Source organism: Polaribacter sp. KT25b (assembly GCF_900105145.1).
Classification (GTDB): domain Bacteria; phylum Bacteroidota; class Bacteroidia; order Flavobacteriales; family Flavobacteriaceae; genus Polaribacter.
This window is the reverse complement of the sequence record NZ_LT629752.1, coordinates 1,266,581-1,287,178: the sequence shown is the minus strand read 5'-3', so window position 1 is coordinate 1,287,178 and position 20,598 is coordinate 1,266,581. Positions and strand designations below refer to the sequence as shown.

The following is a 20,598-nucleotide window of genomic DNA, read 5'->3' as shown; positions in this document are numbered from 1 at the left end:
AAACCTATGCTGCTTTTTTTGTTTTTTTGAACATCAACCAAAGTCCAATTAAAATTAAAGGAATACTTAAAACTTGACCTGTATTTAACAGATTAAAAAAAGCATCTTCTCTACCCTCAGTTTGTTCTACTTTTAAAAATTCAATTACAAAACGTAAAGACCATAAAACAACCATAAACAACCCAAATAAATAACCTATTTGTTGTTTTTTATCAGTTTTCCAATACAAATACCAAAGCACAAAAAATAAAGCTAAATAACTAAATGCTTCATATAATTGCGTTGGATGTCTTGCAAAATCCTCTCCGTTTGCTTTAAAAATAACACCAAAATTAGAACCTGTTTCTTTTCCATAAATTTCTGAGTTAAAGAAATTTCCCATTCTAATAAAAAATCCTGCTAAAGCAACCATAATTGCCAATCTATCTAAAATAAATAACCAAGGTTTATTTAAATGTTTTTTAGCATAAAAATACATAGTTATAATGATAGAAATTGCTGCTCCATGACTTGCAAATCCAGTAAAACCAGTAAACTTCCAAGTCCCGTTAACTTGTTTAAATGGTATAATTATTTCTAGTAAATGGTTTTGATAATAATCCCAACTATAAAAGAAAACATCGCCTAAACGCATACCTATTAACATAGAAATAAACGTATACATAAATAAAGTATCTAGCTTTTCTACAGGAATTTCATCTTTTATATATATCTTTTTCATTAGATGTAAACCCAACAAAAACGCTGTTACAAACATTAAACTGTACCAACGTACAACAAAAAACCCAAGGTCAATACCTAATGATGGATTCCATTCTATTGCTAAAAAACTCATATTTTTTATTTTATTTTTTGTCATTGCGAATGTAAAGAAGCAATATTTATTAAAAAAAATTACTTCGTTATTTTTCCTCGTAATAACCTTACTATTATTCTAATTTCTCCGGCACAGGATCATAACCACTTCCGCCCCACGGATGACAACTAAAAATTCTTTTCAAAGCTAACCATCCACCAGAAAATAAACCATGTTTTTGTAGTGCCTCTATTGTGTAATGCGAACACGTTGGACTGTATCTACAAGTTGATGGTGTATATGGTGATATTGCCGCTTGATAAAAACGAACTAATAATATAAATGGAAATGACAATATTTTTTTCATTACTAAATTTTACGATTTAAATTATGAAATTTCTACTTTTGTCTAAATGACAATTATTCTCAATAACTGATAATTCATAATTTACAATTCGTAATTACCTATTAATTAATTGAAAAGGTTGTGCCCTCTTTTCCATCTTTTAATTGAATGCCTAACGCAATTAATTCGTCTCTAATTTGGTCTGATAATGCCCAATCTTTATTTTCTCTTGCTTCTTTTCTTAACTTGATAAGTAACTCAACAACACCTTTAATTTTTTCTGAATTATCTTGAGAGTTTTCATTCATTAAACCTAAAACATCAAAAACAAAAGCATTTATTGTCGTTTTTAATTCTGATAAATCATCCGCAGTTAAACTTGCTTTTTGTTCTTTAATTTGATTGATAACTTTTACAGCATCAAACAAATGTGCAATTAACATTGGCGTATTAAAATCGTCATTCATTGCTGCATAACAAGCTGTTTTCCATTTTTGCACATCAAAAGTAGATGTTTTTGCAGCTTCTATTTTATCTAAGAAATTAATAGCTTCCATTAATTTAGCATGTCCTTTTTCTGATGCTTCTAAAGCTTCTCCAGAAAAATCTAAAATGCTTCTATAATTGGCTTGCATGTTAAAAAAACGAACTACACTTGCAGAAAATGCTTTTGGTAAAACGTTATTTTCTCCTGATAAAATTTCATTTGGTAAAATAAAATTACCTGTCGATTTAGACATTCTTTGTCCGTTTAAAGAAAGCATATTTGTATGCATCCAATAGTTTACAGGTTTTACACCAGAGCAAGTTTTAGATTGTGCAATTTCACATTCGTGATGTGGAAATTTTAAATCCATACCTCCACCATGAATATCAAAACTTTCACCTAAATATTTAGTACTCATTACAGAACATTCTAAATGCCAACCAGGAAAACCATCGCTCCAAGGAGAAGGCCAACGCATAATGTGCTTTTCATCCGCTTTTTTCCAAAGTGCAAAATCTTGTGGATTTTTCTTATCAGATTGCCCGTCTAAAGTTCTTGTATTATTTAATAAATCTTCTACTTTTCTTCCAGAGAGAATTCCATAATTTTCTTTTTTATTGTACTCATGCACATCAAAATAAACAGAACCATTTACTTCATATCCAAAACCTTTATCAATGATTTCTTTAATCATTTCTATCTGCTCAACAATATGCCCTGTTGCAGTTGGTTCTATACTTGGTGGTAAAAAATTATAGTTTTTTAACACATCATGAAAGTCTACTGTGTAACGTTGTACAACTTCCATCGGTTCAATTTGTTCTAAACGTGCTTTTAGAGCAATTTTATCTTCACCTTCATCAGCATCATTTTCTAAATGCCCAGCATCTGTAATATTACGAACATAACGCACTTTGTAGCCTAAATGTAATAGATAACGATACACAACATCAAAAAACATAAAAGTTCTTACATTTCCTAAATGTGCGTTACTATATACAGTTGGTCCACAAACGTACATACCTACATATCCGTCTGTTATGGTTTTAAAATCCTCTTTTTGTTTGCTAAGAGAATTGTATACTTTAAGTTTATTTTCTTTGTAGAGTTCCATTAAAAAAGTTACAATTTACAGCCGATAAAGATAGGCACTTTAAAAAGAATAGCGAAATGGAATTTGTTAGAAGTTTGGTAAATTTAAATGTAGGTTTTTACTTATAAAATATCTCTTATTATAGTTAATTTACTGTTTTTTCCTTCAATAATAAACGTATCATTATCAATTGTATTTACAAAACCATTAAATATTGATACTTTTTTATTCGTTGTCGTCTTTTCTGGAATAATTATATTACTTGCGCTTAATTTAAGTTTACTATTAGCAACAGATAAGTTTAGTTTTGCCTCAGAATTATCTAAAGTCAATTTAAAAGTTTCGTATTTTGGTTTTATATTTTCAATTGTTAATTCGCCAAATCTATCTATAATCTTTACATTTTCATTTACATTCATAATTTTTAAGGAAGATGAATTGTTAGATAATGTTGTATTTGTAACTGATGTAATTTTAGCATCAGTTACATTATTTAAAAACAAATTACTTTTGTTTAAATTGTTTATCAAAACTTTAGAATAATCTATAGTTAGTTTACCTCCATTTAAATTATTGGCATTAAAATTACCATAACTTACTTTACCAAAAGCTTTTGTATTTGGTAATTTCACTTTACAATGGCGTGTATTTAAATTGAAAGTTGCATTTTCTGGAACTTTAATTTCTAACCTTTTTTTTATTATTATTTTCTTTCCATTGAAAGTAATATTACCTGAATTTGAACTATGGTTTAACTTCATTTCCATAATTTGTTTCTTGGCTTTAGCTAAACTTCTTTTTATTTCTGCTTTATCAATTTTTTCATATTTAAGCTTTGCTTTTTCTAAACCTATTTTCATTTTTTCTTTAGATTCGGCAAAATTCTTTCTTAATTTTTCTTTTTCAATAGACATTTTATCTTTTAATTCTTGATATTTTTTACTTTTCTTAAAAGCTTCCCACTCTTTTTTAGATTTAATGCTAATTTTTTCAACTCCATCATTCCAATCAAATGAATATTTGCCGTTTTTTTCCATATTTTCATCTAAGTCATCCAAATCTTCTAAAATGTTTTCAAAATCGAAATCAAAATCAAAATCAAAATTAACTTCAGGTAATACGATTGAATCAAAATCTGGCATTTGAATATCAGGTAACGTAAAATCCATATCATTAAAAATTAAAAAATCATTTCTTAAATTAGAAGAATTATTTCCTAAACTAATTTTTACTTTACCACTATTACCTAAAGCTTCGAAATTTTCGTTTTTAAAATACTTTTCTGCTGCTTCTTTAGATAACCCTTCCACTTCTAAAAATGCCTGAACCTGAACTTCATTTTTTTTCCAAGTAGTTACATTAATTGCTGCATTTGATGTGTTAATTACAACCTCTACATCTTTATTTACTTTAAAATTTTCGGTAATTTTTTTATCAAACTTTTGCGCAAATGTTGTTCCTAAAAAACAGAGTGCAAAAAGTGTAATAACACTCTTATAATATTTGTGATTCATTTTGTTTTGTGTTTAAATTTTTAACTCGTTTTAATTGCTTTTGTAAGCGTTTTAACAGCTGTAAACGTAATTGCAAATTACTAATTAATGCATCTATTATTGAATCATTAACTCCATTTGTATTGAGCTCTTTGGTTAATGATTTGTATTCTTTTGTGAGTTCTCCTATTTTAAGTAAATAACCGTCAATAATTTCTTTATTTTGATCGGTCATTTCTAATTCGCTAATTTTTAAACTAATACTATTATTATAATATGTTTCTATAGTTTCAAATTCTGGCGAAATACTTCCTAAACTAATTTCCTTACTTTCATTTTTTACAGGAGCATCAATTTTTTTTGTTGGATAAAATTTAGTTGCCAAACAGATGATTAACATAACCGAAGCTACAACAGACAACCATTTAAAATTTTTCTTTTTTGATGTATGTTGATGCATTTCTTTCTCTAATAAATCTTGAAACTTACTAGAATGATTTAAGGGCAATTCTATATTTTCTGCTTTGTAATCTTTTAATAATTTTCTAATATCTTGCTGCATAACTCGTATTTTTTAACTCTTCTTTCAATAAGTTTTTACCTCTTAATAAATGTGTCCTAGAAGTATTTGATGTAATATTTAAAATTTTTGAAATTTCATTATGATCGTAACCTTCTAACAAATACAATGTTAAAACCAATCTATACTTCTCTTTTAAACCATTTATAACCTCAACAATTCTATCAATAGAAATATCACAATCAATATTCCAATCATCTTCAACAGATTTTACAATTACCTCTTCATTAATAGAAACTAGTTCTAATTTATTTTTCTTTAATTCATCAATACTTTGGTTAATAACAATTCTTTTTAACCAAGCACCAAAAGCAACTTCATTGTTATAATTATGAATATTTTTAAATGCTTTTATAAACGCATCTTGCATAACATCTTCAGCCATAAAACGGTCTTTTACATATCTAAAAGCAACTAAAAACATTGCTTTACAATACAAGTTATACAACTGCATTTGCGCTTTTGCATTGTTCTTTTTGCATTGATTAATAACTGATTGATGTATTTGTTTGGTTGATCTCATTAAAACTTTCTTACTCTATAGACGATGGATTTTTTAAAGTGTTGCAAAATTGATGAATATTTATTTCTAAATTTACAGATTAATTTTTACGAAAGGTAAAAAGGAACTAGAATACATAAAAATGAATTGGATTATATTAATTATTGCTGGTCTTTTTGAAGTTGCTTTTGCAACCTGTCTTGGTAAAGCAAAAGAAAGTACTGGTACAGAAGCAACTTACTGGTATGTTGGTTTTTTAATTTGCTTATCAATTAGTATGGTTTTACTTTTAAAAGCAACTGAAGAACTACCAATAGGAACCGCTTATGCCGTTTGGACAGGAATTGGCGCAATAGGAACAGTTTTATTAGGGATTTTTATCTTTGAAGAACCAGCTACTTTTTGGAGACTCTTTTTTATATCAACTTTAATTATATCAATTATCGGATTAAAAATTGTTTCCCATTAAAAGAAATTTCATCAGAAAAAATTATTGAAAAATTAACTAATTTCACTCCAAATTTTAGAGTTTTTAGAAACTTCTACATACGTTTTTTTAATATTCGCGTTTTCTGGTTTCGATAAGTTGGAGTCTTCTTGTAAAACAGCAATTGCAGTATTTCTAGCATTTACTAAAATTTTAGAATCCTTAACAACATCAGCAATTTTAAGGTTTAAAACACCACTTTGTTGCGTTCCCATTAAGTTTCCTGGCCCACGCAATTTTAAATCTACTTCTGCAATTTTAAATCCGTCAGAAGTTTCTACCATAGTTTTTAAACGCGTTTTTCCTTCTTCGGATAATTTATAACTAGACAATAAAATACAATAACTTTGGTCTGCGCCTCTACCAACTCTTCCTCTTAATTGATGCAATTGACTTAAACCAAAACGTTCTGAACTTTCTATAATCATTACACTTGCATTCGGCACATTTACACCTACTTCAATTACAGTTGTAGCAACCATAATTTGCGTTTCTCCATTAACAAAACGTTGCATTTCAAATTCTTTATCAGCAGGTTTCATTTTTCCATGAACAATACTAATTTGATATTTTGGCGATGGAAAATCTCTAGATACACTTTCATAACCATCCATTAAATCTTTATAATCCATTGCTTCAGATTCCTCTATTAATGGATACACAATATAAACCTGTCTGCCTTTTTCAATTTCATCTCTCATAAATTTAAAGACAGCTAATCTATTACTATCAAATCGATGTACAGTTTTAATTTCCTTTCTTCCTGGAGGTAATTCATCAATTACAGAAATATCTAAATCGCCATACACAGACATTGCCAACGTTCTTGGAATTGGCGTTGCTGTCATTACTAAAATGTGAGGAGGAAGAGAGGCCCACCCTAACCCTCCCGATGGGAGGGAATTCTTACTCTTATTTTCTTCCTCTTGTGGTACATCTTTTAATTCTTTCGAAATTTTATTTAGAACATTTTCTATGTTTCCTATAACTTCTTCATTTGTGAATCTTATCACTTTAAAACCTAAATCTTGTAAAATGTTGGTTCTTAAATCATCTGCTTCTTGTTGTTCTTTTGTATTATGATATTTTCCATCAACTTCTATTATCAAACATTTAGAAATACAGATAAAATCAACTATAAATTCATCAACTATATGTTGCCGCCTAAATTTAAATTCTAATTGTTTCGTTTTTAATTGTTCCCAAAGAATTTGTTCAGCTGGAGTCGTTTGTTGCTTTCTGTTTTTCTGCAATTCCTTCATCAATTTATAAACTGATGGACGAGCAGTTTCGTAACGATTCCGTATTTCATCTCCTTGTTGAGATGGGCTCCTTCCTCCTTTTTTCCACAATTGTGAACGTTGTTTTACCCCAAATCGATGTTGCTCATCGATAATTGCAATTCCTAAATTTTGAAATTGTACTTTATCTTCTAATAAAGCATGTGTACCAATTAAAATATGTAATGTTCCGTCTTCTAAATTTGCATGAATTTCTCTTCGCTTTTTTGCTCTTACAGATCCTGTTAATAAATCGACATTTAAATCCATGTCTTTCAACATTTCTGAAATTGCATGATAATGCTGCGTTGCCAAAATTTCTGTTGGCGCCATAATTGTTGCCTGAAATCCGTTATCAATGGCTAAAAGCATGGTTAATAGAGCAACAATGGTTTTTCCTGATCCAACGTCACCTTGTAAAAGTCGATTCATATGTGCGCCAGAACCTACATCTTTTCTAATTTCTCTAAGTACTCTTTTTTGTGCATTTGTTAAATCGAAAGGTAAATGATGCGTATAAAATTCATTAAAATAATCGCTTACATTTTCAAAAATAAATCCTTTTATTTTGGTTTTATTGATGAGTTTTTTGCGCAATAATTGTAACTGAATAAAAAATAATTCTTCAAATTTTAAACGGAATTCCGCTTTTGCTAAATTTTCTTGACTTTTAGGAAAATGTACATTTAAATAGGCATCTCTTTTGTGCATCAACTTAAAATCATCAATAATTTCTTTGGATAAACTTTCTTGAATTACATCAAAAAACTGCTGTAATAAATTCTGAATATACGTTCTAATCATTTTATTAGAAACGCCAGAGTTTGTTAATTTTTCTGTTGATGGATAAACGGGTTGCATTTTAGTTTGTAACTTTTTTTTATATTCTGTAACCAATTCCATTTCTGGATGCGGAATGCTAAAACTACCATTATAATGATTCAGTTTGCCATAAACTACATAAGGTTCGTTTGGTTTAAGCGCATCCTTAATCCATTTTTGACCTTTAAACCAAACTAATTCCATCGATCCAGTAGCATCTTGAAAAGTTGCCACCAACCTACTACCTCTTTTTTGTGCAACAGATTTAATACTCGTAATTTTACCTACAATTTGCACTTCAGATGAATTTGGTTGTAACTCTTTTATAGCATAAAAAGCAGTTTTATCAATATATCTAAAAGGAAAAAAGTTGAGTAAATCATTACATGTTTTGATACCCAATTCTGTGTACAAAAGCGCTGCTCTTTGCACACTTACTCCTTTAATATATGTAATTGGGTAATTTAAGTTCAAAATAAAAGATATGAATAACGAAAATACAGAATTATGAACTAATAAATAAATAGATTTTTACATAATATTCATAAATAGTGGCTAAAATCTAACTTTTGTATAATTAACTCACAATGAATTAGTACTTAAAGACTAATTTTTATTTAAAAATACATAAAGAGAAATCAATAAAAACCTTACTCAAAATATTGATTTCAATAAATTAAATCCTAATTTTTTATCAAATTAATAGTATCTATTAAAAAGAATAGTAATTTTTACTATTTATAAATTATTAACTTCATATTTTAATGGTCACTTTTATTAAAAATATTCTAAAATTCCCTATTCATAAGTCATATTTTGTACCTTAGCGCCCCATTCTAAAAAAATAATGAGATTACATAGAAATTTAACTTTTGCAGTTATAGACAGCATTAGAGATATATTTAATGAAGGAGTTTATGCAGACAAAGCTGTAGAAAAAGCATTAAAACGAGATAAACGTTGGGGAGCAAGAGATCGTAAGTTCGTTGCAGAAACCATCTACGACATTGTTCGTTGGAACCGTTTGTATGCAGAAATTGCAGAAGTTAAAGCGCCATATGATAGAGATAATATTTGGAGATTATTTTCTGTTTGGTGTATTTTAAGAGGAATTAAATTACCAGATTGGAATCAAATTGGTGATGTACCAGAAAGAAGAATTAAAGGTCGATTTGCTGAGTTATCTAGAACTAGAAAATACAGAGAATCTATTCCTGATTGGATGGATGAATTGTGTCTTTCTGAATTAGGCGAAGAAGTTTGGACCAAAGAAATTGCTGCATTAAATGAGCAAGCAAAAGTAATTTTAAGAACAAATACTTTAAATATTTCTAGAGAAGCGCTTCAAAAGAAATTACAAGCAGAAGATGTAATTACAGAACTTGTACCTAATCATCCAGATGCATTAGTTTTACCAGAAAGAGCAAATGTATTTAAAACAGAGGCTTTTCATAATGGTTTATTTGAAGTTCAAGATGCTTCATCGCAATTAGTTGCTGCCTATTTAGATGTAAAACCCGGTATGAAAGTAGTTGATACGTGCGCAGGTGCAGGTGGTAAAACATTGCATTTATCAGCTTTAATGGAAAACAAAGGGCAAATTATAGCTATGGATATTTACGAAAGTAAACTCCGTAAATTAAAAGTAAGAGCAAAAAGAAACAAAGCACACAATATTGATATGCGTGTAATTGATTCTACGAAGCCCATTAAAAAATTACATGGTAAGGCTGACAGAGTTTTAATTGATGCTCCTTGTTCTGGTTTGGGCGTTATCCGTAGAAATCCAGATTCTAAATGGAAATTACAACCTGAGTTTATAGAAAATATTAAAAAAGTACAACAAGATGTTTTACAACAATATTCTAAAATGGTTAAACCAGGTGGAAAAATGGTTTATGCAACTTGTTCTATTTTACCATCAGAAAATCAAGAACAAGTTAAGAATTTCTTAACATCAGAATCCGGAAAAGATTTTACATTTGTGTCCGATAAAAAAGTGTTAGCTCATATTTCTGGTTTCGACGGATTTTACATGGCACTTTTAGAAAAAAAATAAAATTATAATTTTACAATATATTTTTTCATTGCTAGAAAAAGAAAGTAACATTTTGTATAATTTAAATTAAAAAAATGATAAAAAAACTACTTCTTTTAATAGCAATAACTACTTGCTCTTTAACTTTTTCACAAGAACAATATTATTTTAATGTAGATTTAACTTTAACCGGGCTTCAGCTTAAAGATGAATTAGCTACAAAAATCATAGCAACTCATACAAGAGTACTCGATTATACGAGTAACAACGGCCCTGATGTATGGGACGCTTGTAAGGCAACAGATGAAAACACATCTAACACTGATGAAGTTGTTCTATTTTATGGTTGGGAAGAAGGTAGAGACCAAGATGACACTAACGACAGAACTCGTGATAAAGACTTACAAGATGCGGGTGGTGGAGATGCTTTTGTATGGAACAGAGAACATGTTTTCCCTAAATCTTTAGCAAACCCAGTTTTAGATACAGATATTCCTGGACCATCAACAGATGCTCATCACTTAAGAGCAGCAGATAGAATTCGTAATTCTACAAGAAATAACAGAAAATATGGAAGAGGTTCTGGAAACTCAGATTTTTCTTCAATAGATTTTTTTAATGGATTAAGTGGTCCTAACACAGCTGCATGGTATCCAGGAGATGAATGGAAAGGTGATGCTGCAAGAATGATTATGTATATGTATGTTCGTTATGGAGATGTTTGTTTACCTAGCGCTGTTGGTGTTGGTAGTAGTGAATTTACTCCAGATGATATGATTGATTTATTTTTAACATGGAATGCAGAAGATCCAGTTTCTGATATTGAAATCGCTAGAAATAATTATCATGAAGATACTAGAAATTATGCAGCACAAGGAAACAGAAATCCTTTTATAGACAACCCTTATTTAGCAACAAGAATTTGGGGAGGAACTACAGCAGAAGATAGATGGGGATTATACTCAGGTAGTGATACAGAAGCTCCTACTACTCCTACAAACGTAACACTTAGCAACATTAATTTAACTTCAATTGATATTTCTTGGACTGCATCAACAGACAACGTTCAAGTTTCTGGATATAATGTTTACGTTAATGATGTTTTAACAGCTCAAACTTCTAATACTAGCACAACAATAAATAATTTAAATACAAATACAACCTACAGTTTTACTGTCACTGCAAGAGATATTATAAATAATATTTCAGAGGCAAGTACTGCTGTAAATGGTACCACTTTGCAAGATACAGAAGCTCCTACTACTCCAACAAACATAGTTATTAGTAATACTTCTGACTCTTCTTTTAAAGTAAGTTGGTCTGCTTCTACAGATAATAATGCAGTTGCGGGATATGAGGTTTATATAGATGGAAACTTAATTGCTTCTACAACAGATCTTTTTTATACTGTTACAGGATTAAACACTTCTACCACTTATGCTGTAGAGGTTTTAGCAAAAGATATAGACAATAATAAGTCTTCTAAAAGTGCAACAGTTAATACAACAACAACAGACGGTAGCTCTAATGGTGTTACAGAATTATTTATTTCTGAATATGTAGAACCTAATACTGCTGCTGGTGGTAACAATAAAGTAATAGAAATTGTAAACTTATCGAGTGCTACAATTAGTTTAGCGGGTTACAGTATACAAAAGCAATCTAATGGAGGTTCTTGGGTAAATGATTTTAAATTAGATACTGGAGATGTAACAAGCATTATACCTAATGATGTTTTTGTAATTACGCATGCCGATGCTAGCAATGAAATTCTCTTAGCAGAAAGAGATTTAGTTGGCCCACCTAATAATGACACTAACAATTTTGGCTCACCATTTAATTTTAATGGAAATGATCCTGTTGGTTTATTTAAAAATGGTGTTTTAATTGATATTATTGGTGAAGAAGGAAATTCTAGTGACCATATTAAAGATAAAACATATAGAAGGAAAAGTAATATTTCTGTACCAAACAGCACTTTTACTTTAAGTGAATGGGATGCTTTAGATATAACCTATGATGGTATTGGGAGTCATACTTCTACTTTAAGCACACAAACCAATGTTTTTCAATCTTTTAAAATGTTTCCAAACCCAGCAAACGGAAATAATGTTTACTTTAGTGTTACAGAAGATGCAATTATAAGCGTATACAATGTTTTAGGAAAATTGATACAATCTACAGAAGTTACGAAAAGTAAAAACAATATTGATATCTCAAATTTATCTAAAGGCGTTTATTTGCTAAAAATTAACTCTGGAAAACAATTTATTACTAAAAAATTAATCAAAAATTAATCCTTAAATTTATACTTTAACATAAACGATTCATATCCTGAATCGTTTTTTTACCCATTAAAAAATGAAAAAAACATTATTCTTATTTACTTTATTTATTTCATTATTTGTTTCTGCTCAAGAACAATATTATAATGGACTCGACTGGACAAAATCTGGTCTAGACCTAAAAGATGAATTAGCAACAAAAACTATAAATGCCCACACTAATATTTTATCTTACGGTTGGGATGCTATAAAAGCAACTGATGTAAACCCTGAAAACAGTAGTGAAGTTTTATTAATTTATGGTTATTCTGCTTCAGGTACAACAGCAAGAACTAGAGGCATTAATGAGAATGGAGGTGGCTCTAATGAATGGAATAGAGAACATACATATGCTAAATCTTTAGGAAATCCAAACCTTGGCACTTCAGGCCCAGGTGCAGATACTCATCATTTAAGAGCTTCGGATGTTAGTTTTAACAGCCAAAGAGGAAGTCTTAAATTTGCTGATGGTACAGGAAATGCAGGAAGTGTTTCCGGCGGCTGGTATCCTGGTGATGAATGGAAAGGTGATATTGCAAGAATGATGATGTATATGTATATCCGCTATGGAGACAGATGTACACCTAATGGTGTTGGTATTGGTAATAATGCTAATGCAGGTGACGATATGATTGATTTATTTTTAGAATGGAATGCAGAAGATCCAGTGTCAGATTTTGAAAGGCAAAGAAATACTTACCATGATTCTAACGCTAACTTTGCTCAAGGAAATAGAAACCCATTTATAGACAATGCATATTTAGCAACTAGAATTTGGGGAGGAACACCTGCAGCTGATACTTGGGGTATTTTTACTTCTAATGATTCTGAAGCGCCAACTGCACCAACAAATGTTAGCTTAAGCAATATTACTACCTCTACAATTAATGTTTCTTGGACAGCTTCAACTGATAACGAAGAGGTTTCTAAATATGAAATTTATGCTAATGATATTTTAAAAGGAGAAACAGCTAACACCAATTACACATTAACTGACTTAAATTCTAATACACTATATGCAGTAACTGTTTTAGCAAAAGATGTTGCAAATAATGAATCTGCAAAATCTAGTGTCGTTAATGCAACAACTTTAACAGATACTACAGCACCATCTGTTCCTACAAACATTACTATAACAAACCAAACCGGAACAAGTTTTAAAGTAAACTGGTCTGCATCTACGGATGATTCAGCAGTTACTGGTTATGATATTTATGTTAATGGAACTCTTAATAGTTCTAACATTGCAAACACGAGTTATACAGTAACAGGTTTAACAATCTCTACAACATATAGCGTAACAGTTTTAGCAAAAGATAGTGCCAACAATATGTCTGCACAATCTGCTGCAATAAATGCTACAACTACAGATGGTAGTAACAATGTTGTAGAATTATTTTTCTCTGAATATGTAGAAGGAGCTCTTAATAACAAAGCCTTAGAAATTGTTAATTTAACTGACAACCCAATTGATTTATCTGAATACAGCATTAAAAAACAATCTAATGGAGCTGGTTCTTGGATAAATGAATTACCATTAAGTGGAACAATTAACGTAAATGATGTTTTTGTTGTTATCCATTTTGAAGCAGATAATGCTACCTTAGTAAATGAAGCTGATTTAGTAGCACCTGAAGGATCTAACTGGGGTGCACCAATAAACTTTAACGGAAATGACCCAGTTGGATTATTTAAAAATGGTGTTTTAATTGATATAATTGGAGAATATAATCAAACAGCTAAAAATCTTGAAAATATGACTTTAAGAAGAAAGCTAATTATAACAAAGGCAAATACTACTTTTACAATTACTGAATGGGATCAATTTGCAAGTGAAACGTATGATGGAATTGGTATTTATAACGCAGCAACTGCTAACACAAATACTTCTGACTTTGACACTTTTAAAATGTATCCAAACCCAGTTGAAAATAAATTATACTTTAATACAACTAAAGATGTAAAAGTATCTGTCTATACAGTTTTAGGTAAATTAGTACAATCATCAGAAATTACGAGTACTAAAAAAAATATTGATGTTTCTAATCTATCTTCAGGAATTTATATTATTAAGATTGATAACGGAAATCAATTCATAACTAAAAAATTAATGAAGAATTAATTTTCTTTATTAAAAATTATAAAAAGACTGCTTCGGCAGTCTTTTTTTTTTGGTGAATAACTAAAAAATTTCGATTAAATTAATCTTAAGTTTTAAATTGAAAAAAAGTAAATTTGCATTTTTAAAAACAACCCGCTAACACACAACTCAATAATGATTCATTTCTTTGGAAACAAAAGCAGTAAAGTATATGCTGTTCAAACAACAAAAGAATTAACTGCAGAAACTATTGCTAAGTTAACATGGCTTTTTGCCAATCAACCTAAAATAGAAGAAACATCAATAGATGCTTTTTTTGTTGGCCCAAGAGCAGCAATGATTACTCCTTGGAGTACCAATGCTGTAGAAATTACTCAGAATATGGGGATTTCAAACATTATTAGAATTGAAGAATTTACGACTGTTTCAGAAGATTTTTCTGATTTTGACCCAATGATTTCTGAAAAATTCAATGGTTTGCATCAAGATTCATTTACCATAGAAATTCAACCAGAAGCAATTTTAGAAATTGAAGACATTGCCGCATATAACAATCAAGAAGGATTGTCATTAAGTGATGAAGAAGTAGAATATCTAGAAGGTGTTGCTACTAAACTAGGTAGAAAATTAACAGATTCTGAAGTATTTGGTTTTAGCCAAGTAAACTCAGAACACTGTAGACATAAAATATTTGGCGGAACATTTATTATTGACGGAGAAGAACAACCTACTTCCCTATTCAATATGATTAAAGAAACCTCTAAACAATGTCCTAACGATATTGTTTCTGCATACAAAGATAACGTAGCTTTTGTAAAAGGGCCAAAAGTGGAACAGTTTGCGCCTAAAACGGCGGATAAACCAGACTTTTATCAAACACAAGATTTTGAATCTGTAATATCATTAAAAGCAGAAACCCACAATTTCCCAACAACTGTTGAGCCTTTTAATGGTGCTGCAACAGGTTCTGGAGGAGAAATTAGAGATAGATTGGCTGGTGGAAAAGGTTCTTTACCTTTAGCAGGAACAGCTGTTTATATGACTTCGTATTCTCGTTTAGAAGCGTCTATAGATGCAGTTAAGAATACAAGATATTGGGAAAATAAATTTGAAGCAAGAGATTGGTTGTACCAAACTCCTATGGATATTTTAATAAAAGCATCAAACGGAGCGTCTGATTTTGGAAATAAATTTGGACAACCTTTAATTACAGGTTCTGTTTTAACTTTTGAACACGAAGAAAATTCTTCTGTAAGCGATTCTTCTGCAAGAAAACTTGGGTACGATAAGGTTATTATGCAAGCTGGTGGAATTGGGTACGGAAAAGCAGATCAAGCATTAAAAGATACACCAAAAGAAGGCGATAAAATTGTAATTCTTGGTGGTGAAAACTACCGAATTGGAATGGGAGGAGCTGCTGTTTCTTCTGCAGATACTGGAGAATTTGCTTCAGGAATTGAATTAAACGCGGTACAACGTTCGAATCCAGAAATGCAAAAACGTGCTGCAAATGCAGTTCGTGGAATGGTAGAAAGCGATGAAAACTTTATTGTTTCTATTCACGATCATGGAGCTGGCGGACATTTAAATTGTTTATCAGAATTGGTAGAAGATACAGGTGGTAAAATAGACTTAGATGCTTTACCGGTTGGAGATCCTACGCTATCGGCTAAAGAAATTATTGGTAACGAGTCTCAAGAAAGAATGGGATTAGTAATTGCAGATAAACATTTAGAAACTTTGCATAAAATTGCAGATAGAGAACGTTCTCCTATTTACGATGTTGGTGTAGTTACTGGAGATGATCGTTTTACTTTTGAGTCTAAATCAACAGGCGTAAAACCAATGGACTTGGCCTTAGAAGACATGTTTGGTTCTTCTCCAAAAACTGTTTTAACAGACAAAACTGTCATCAGAAAATATAAAAACCCTCGTTATAAAACGAAGAATTTAGAAATCTATTTAAAACAAGTTTTACAGTTAGAAGCTGTGGCTTGTAAAGATTGGTTAACAAATAAAGTAGATCGTTGTGTTGGTGGTAAAGTAGCCAAACAACAATGTGTAGGACCATTACAAATTCCGTTGAACAACGTTGGTGTAATGGCTTTAGATTTTAAAGGAAAAGAAGGTGTTGCAACGTCAATTGGCCACTCTCCTATTTCTGCATTAATTAGTCCAGAAGCTGGTTCTAGAAATGCAATTACAGAATCTTTAACCAACATTATTTGGGCACCTTTAAAAGACAATTTAAAAAGTGTTTCATTGTCTGCAAATTGGATGTGGCCTTGTAAAAATGAAGGTGAAGACGCTCGTTTATACAAAGCTGTAAAAGCCGTTTCAGAATTTTCTATAGGTTTAGGAATCAATGTTCCTACAGGGAAAGATTCTTTATCAATGAAACAAAAATATACAGATGGAGAAGTAATTGCTCCAGGAACTGTAATTATTTCTGCAGCAGGAAACTGTAATGCGATTACTAAAGTTGTAGAACCTCTTTTACAAGTTGATGGAGGAAACATCTATTATATCAATATTTCTCAAGACGAATTTAAATTAGGTGGAAGTTCTTTTAACCAGACTTTAAATGCGATTGGAAATGAAGCTCCAGACGTTACTAATGTTAATTATGTAAAAACAGTTTTTAACACCATTCAAGATTTAATTACAGCAGATAAAATTACAGCAGGACACGATGTTGCTTCTGGTGGATTGATTACCACTTTGTTAGAAATGTGTTTTGCTGATGTTAATTTAGGAGCAGATTTTGATATTTCTTCTTTACATGAAGAAGATTCTATAAAAGTGTTATTCGCAGAGAATTCAGGAATTGTTTTTCAAGCAGATGCTTCTGTAGAAACGATTTTATCAGAAAATAATATTGAATTTTTTAATATTGGTTCTGCTAATAATTCAGGAACAGTTACTATTAAAAACAACGAAGATAATTTCTCTTTTGATGTAACCGAAATGAGGGATGTTTGGTACAGAACTTCTTTCTTGCTAGATCTAAAACAAACTGCTAATAATTTAGCTCAAGATCGTTTTGACAATTTTAAAAATCAGCCTTTAACGTACAAATTCCCTGAGAATTTTACTGGTAAATTACCTGTAATTGGTAAAGAGAAGCCAAAAGCTGCTATCATTCGTGAAAAAGGTTCTAATTCTGAACGTGAAATGGCAAATGCAATGTATTTAGCTGGTTTTGATGTTAAAGATGTACACATGACAGATTTAATTTCTGGTCGTGAAACATTAGAAGACATTCAGTTTATTGGTGCTGTTGGTGGTTTCTCTAATTCAGATGTTTTAGGTTCTGCTAAAGGTTGGGCAGGAGCATTTAAATACAACGAAAAAGCAAATACTGCTTTAAAAAACTTCTTTAAAAGAGAAGATACGTTGTCTGTTGGTATTTGTAATGGAGCACAATTATGGATGGAATTAGACCTAATAAACCCAGAACATAAAGTTCATGGAAAATTAGGTCATAATGATTCTATGAAGCACGAAAGTTCTTTTACATCGGTGAAAATCCAGGAAAACAATTCGGTAATGTTATCTAGTTTAGCAGGAACAGAATTAGGTGTTTGGATTTCTCATGGAGAAGGTAAATTTAATTTACCAGAATCTGAAGAAAACTATAATATTGTTGCCAAATATGGTTACGCAGGATACCCTAATAACCCAAATGGTTCTAATTTTAACACAGCCATGCTATGTGATCCATCTGGAAGACATTTAGTGACTATGCCGCATATTGAGCGTTCTACTTTTCAATGGAATTGGGCAAATTACCCAGCAAATAGAAAAGATGAAGTTACCCCTTGGTTAGAAGCTTTTGTAAATGCCAAAAACTGGTTGACAAAATAATTTATTAAAAAAAAGTATATCAAAAAGGGCTTTTTTAAGAGCCCTTTTTTTGGTTTTAATAAATAATAAAATAGCACTATTTAATTAGTAAAAATGAAAATTCCAGAAAAATATAAGTTTATAGTTGAATTAGGAAAAGCACTACATACTTATGGTATTCCTTCTTATAAAATTCAATCTTATTTAACAGAAGTTGCCAAAACACAAGGTATTACTGGTAGCTTTATGGATTCTCCTACTTGGATAAATTATGTTTTTTATGAAGATGAAAATTCTTATAATTATATTGAATGTATTCCTCCTGGTTCTTTAAATTTAGGAGCACTTTCTAGAATTGCAGAACTAACAAATAAGGTTATTGATTATAAAATTGATAATGAACAAATAAATGAAGAATTAAATATAATTCACGCCAAAACTAAATTAACTAACCATTATCAATTAACTTTGGCTTACGCTTTTTCTGCAGGTTCTTTTAGTATATTAATTGGTACCAATTGGATTTCATTTGCTTTTTCGTTATTATTAGGAGCATTTATTTACCTTTTGGTTTATTTATCAAGTAAATCTAAATATTTAGTAAATGTATTTGAATCTTTAAGTGCATTAATCGTTACGATTATTTGCTGCTTATTAACATTAATTTTTCCGAACTTTAATTTAGGATTAACCATTTTAGCTTCTATCATTATTTTTATTCCTGGATTAGCAATTACTACTGCTTTAGAAGAAATAACTTCTAAAAATTTAGTTTCTGGAGGTGCAAAACTTTTTGATTCAATAATATTATTATTTAAACAGTTTTTTGGAGTATTACTTGGATTAGCTTTAATGACATCTTTGATAGATATTGATTTAACATATCATGTATCTGAAATGCCAAAATGGACCATATTTTTTGCTGTTCCGGTATTATCTATTACTCTTTTACCAATATTTCAAGTGCGTAAAAAAGATATGATTTTTGGCGTATTAACTGGTGTTATTGCTTTTTTTATGACAGTTCTATTATCTGGTTACGGAGTTTTAGTTAGTACTTTTATTGGTACTTTAACAGTGGTTGGAGTTAGTCGTTTGTTTGGTTTTATTTCTAAAACTCCAAAAACAGTTTTCTTAATCCAAGGAATTGTAATGTTAGTACCAGGAAGTAAATCTTTTATGGGTTTAAGTAACTCTTTTTTTAACCCGAATACAACTACTGGTTCTGGAAATTTATTTGAACAAGTTGCTTTTATTCTTATGGGTATTATTGGCGGACTTCTTTTTGCTGGTACTTTTAGAGAAAGAAGTCCTAAAAAATATAAATTAGAAACAAAAAAATAAAGAAAATCTTATATAAAAAAAAATCAGCTTCTAGAGTTTTCTAAAAGCTGATTTTTTTTTTTGCGTTAGGGATTGCAGTGGAAATCCTTTTTGCTTTTTTAAGCAAAAAGATTGTAGCGAAAAGCCCGACCTTGGTAACGCCCAAAAAAGAAAACTATTGCACTTTTCTAATCGTAGATTCGCCAATAACAATTCCTTTTTTTAATGAAGCATCACCTTTATAAAGTACCGTTGCTTCGCCATAAGATGTTACTTTTATTTTTTTAGAAACGTTAAATGTAAAGGTTCCATCTCCATAAGCAGTTAGTTTTGTTTCTTCTGTAATTACATCCGATGCCATAACTTTACTCGCACCATAAGCTGTAATTTTCTGTTTATTAATGTTTCCATTATCCATCTTTAAAAAACTATCTCCATAAATAGAAACAGTTAATTTATCAACCTTAATTTTGTTAATCGTTACTTCTGATTTACCATAAATTAACAATTTACATTGATCTTGGTTTAAAGGCGTTTGAAATGTAATTTTCTCTTCTCCACGTAAAGAAAAAGTGTTTACATCTACATACGTAATAATTAATTTTACAACTCTACCTTTATATAATGGCACTTTCATTTCGGAATTTCTGATAACAACTTTTTTATTTTTAGTATAGGTTTTAGCCCCTTTTAAATATACTTGAAGGGTTCCTTTTTCTAATTCGTAGTTGAATTTTTCATCTGGCACGTTTATATCTTCAATAACTATGCTTGGTTCATTTCCTTTTTTAAAAACCGCTTCTATATGTGGACTTACTATAACTTTATCAAAATCTTTACTAAGTTTTATAGTTTTTTGCGCTTTTAAGTTACTATTAATCGTTATTGAAAATATAAGTAAGACAATTAATTTTAATTTCATAATTTTTATTTTAAAATTGATTTTGTTGTTGATTTTGGGTTTAAACTATTACTAAACTATACAAAAGACAATCTTACTTTAAGTTTGTGACATTTTAAAGGATAAAAATTATTTTTTCCTATTAAAGAGAACTTATATAACAATTTATTGGTACTTTT

14 protein-coding genes are annotated in these 20,598 nt (G+C 30.1%); 6 read left to right on the top strand and 8 right to left on the bottom strand.

Annotated features, from left to right (window positions below):
• Nucleotides 1–4 precede the first annotated feature (4 nt).
• The 6 genes from lgt to BLT70_RS05380 form a co-directional block, all read right to left on the bottom strand.
• Nucleotides 5–835 (bottom strand): prolipoprotein diacylglyceryl transferase, encoded by an 831-nt coding sequence (gene lgt, locus BLT70_RS05405; protein ID WP_091897433.1) that lies wholly within the window; start codon nucleotides 833–835, stop codon nucleotides 5–7.
• Nucleotides 836–929: 94 nt separating this feature from the next.
• Nucleotides 930–1,163 carry a membrane protein insertion efficiency factor YidD gene (gene yidD / locus BLT70_RS05400; RefSeq protein WP_091892399.1) on the bottom strand — a complete coding sequence of 78 codons (234 nt, stop codon included), beginning with the start codon at nucleotides 1,161–1,163 and terminating at the stop codon, nucleotides 930–932.
• Between the two features lie 101 nt (nucleotides 1,164–1,264).
• The gene (gene cysS / locus BLT70_RS05395) at nucleotides 1,265–2,743 is read right to left on the bottom strand and encodes a cysteine--tRNA ligase (protein ID WP_091892397.1); all 1,479 of its coding nucleotides are present in this window, start codon (nucleotides 2,741–2,743) and stop codon (nucleotides 1,265–1,267) included.
• Between the two features lie 101 nt (nucleotides 2,744–2,844).
• Nucleotides 2,845–4,236: a hypothetical protein gene (locus BLT70_RS05390; RefSeq protein WP_091892395.1), complete on the bottom strand. Its 1,392-nt coding sequence runs from the start codon at nucleotides 4,234–4,236 to the stop codon at nucleotides 2,845–2,847.
• Nucleotides 4,217–4,777, bottom strand: a complete 561-nt coding sequence (locus BLT70_RS05385) for a hypothetical protein (protein WP_091892393.1) — start codon at nucleotides 4,775–4,777, stop codon at nucleotides 4,217–4,219. The genes BLT70_RS05390 and BLT70_RS05385 overlap by 20 nt, the downstream gene beginning before the upstream one ends.
• The gene (locus BLT70_RS05380; RefSeq protein ID WP_091892391.1) at nucleotides 4,761–5,318 is read right to left on the bottom strand and encodes an RNA polymerase sigma factor; all 558 of its coding nucleotides are present in this window, start codon (nucleotides 5,316–5,318) and stop codon (nucleotides 4,761–4,763) included. The genes BLT70_RS05385 and BLT70_RS05380 overlap by 17 nt, the downstream gene beginning before the upstream one ends.
• A 121-nt stretch (nucleotides 5,319–5,439) precedes the next feature.
• On the opposite strand from BLT70_RS05380, the gene BLT70_RS05375 reads away from it, so the two are divergent.
• On the top strand, nucleotides 5,440–5,766 hold the full coding sequence (locus BLT70_RS05375) for a multidrug efflux SMR transporter (protein ID WP_091892389.1): 327 nt from the start codon (nucleotides 5,440–5,442) through the stop codon (nucleotides 5,764–5,766).
• A 32-nt stretch (nucleotides 5,767–5,798) separates the two neighbouring features.
• Here the strand turns inward: BLT70_RS05375 and BLT70_RS05370 are convergent, their stop codons facing one another.
• A complete protein-coding gene (locus BLT70_RS05370) occupies nucleotides 5,799–8,360 on the bottom strand; it encodes a DUF559 domain-containing protein (protein ID WP_091892387.1) in 2,562 nt (853 codons plus the stop codon).
• Nucleotides 8,361–8,733: 373 nt separating this feature from the next.
• Between BLT70_RS05370 and BLT70_RS05365 the strand changes: the two genes are divergently transcribed.
• The 5 genes from BLT70_RS05365 to BLT70_RS05345 all read left to right on the top strand — a co-directional run bounded on the left by BLT70_RS05365 (nucleotide 8,734) and on the right by BLT70_RS05345 (nucleotide 19,539).
• Nucleotides 8,734–9,945, top strand: coding sequence for an RsmB/NOP family class I SAM-dependent RNA methyltransferase (locus BLT70_RS05365; protein WP_091892385.1), 1,212 nt, complete (start codon nucleotides 8,734–8,736; stop codon nucleotides 9,943–9,945).
• Nucleotides 9,946–10,019: 74 nt separating this feature from the next.
• The gene (locus tag BLT70_RS05360; RefSeq protein ID WP_091892383.1) at nucleotides 10,020–12,221 is read left to right on the top strand and encodes an endonuclease; all 2,202 of its coding nucleotides are present in this window, start codon (nucleotides 10,020–10,022) and stop codon (nucleotides 12,219–12,221) included.
• Nucleotides 12,222–12,285: 64 nt separating this feature from the next.
• Nucleotides 12,286–14,370 (top strand): endonuclease, encoded by a 2,085-nt coding sequence (locus tag BLT70_RS05355; protein ID WP_091892381.1) that lies wholly within the window; start codon nucleotides 12,286–12,288, stop codon nucleotides 14,368–14,370.
• A gap of 153 nt (nucleotides 14,371–14,523) precedes the next feature.
• Nucleotides 14,524–18,216 carry a phosphoribosylformylglycinamidine synthase gene (gene purL / locus BLT70_RS05350; RefSeq protein WP_091892379.1) on the top strand — a complete coding sequence of 1,231 codons (3,693 nt, stop codon included), beginning with the start codon at nucleotides 14,524–14,526 and terminating at the stop codon, nucleotides 18,214–18,216.
• A gap of 93 nt (nucleotides 18,217–18,309) precedes the next feature.
• Nucleotides 18,310–19,539, top strand: a complete 1,230-nt coding sequence (locus BLT70_RS05345) for a threonine/serine exporter ThrE family protein (RefSeq protein ID WP_091892377.1) — start codon at nucleotides 18,310–18,312, stop codon at nucleotides 19,537–19,539.
• Between the two features lie 154 nt (nucleotides 19,540–19,693).
• On the opposite strand, the gene BLT70_RS05340 is transcribed toward BLT70_RS05345, so the two are convergent.
• Nucleotides 19,694–20,440 carry a head GIN domain-containing protein gene (locus tag BLT70_RS05340; protein WP_091892375.1) on the bottom strand — a complete coding sequence of 249 codons (747 nt, stop codon included), beginning with the start codon at nucleotides 20,438–20,440 and terminating at the stop codon, nucleotides 19,694–19,696.
• Nucleotides 20,441–20,598 lie beyond the last annotated feature (158 nt).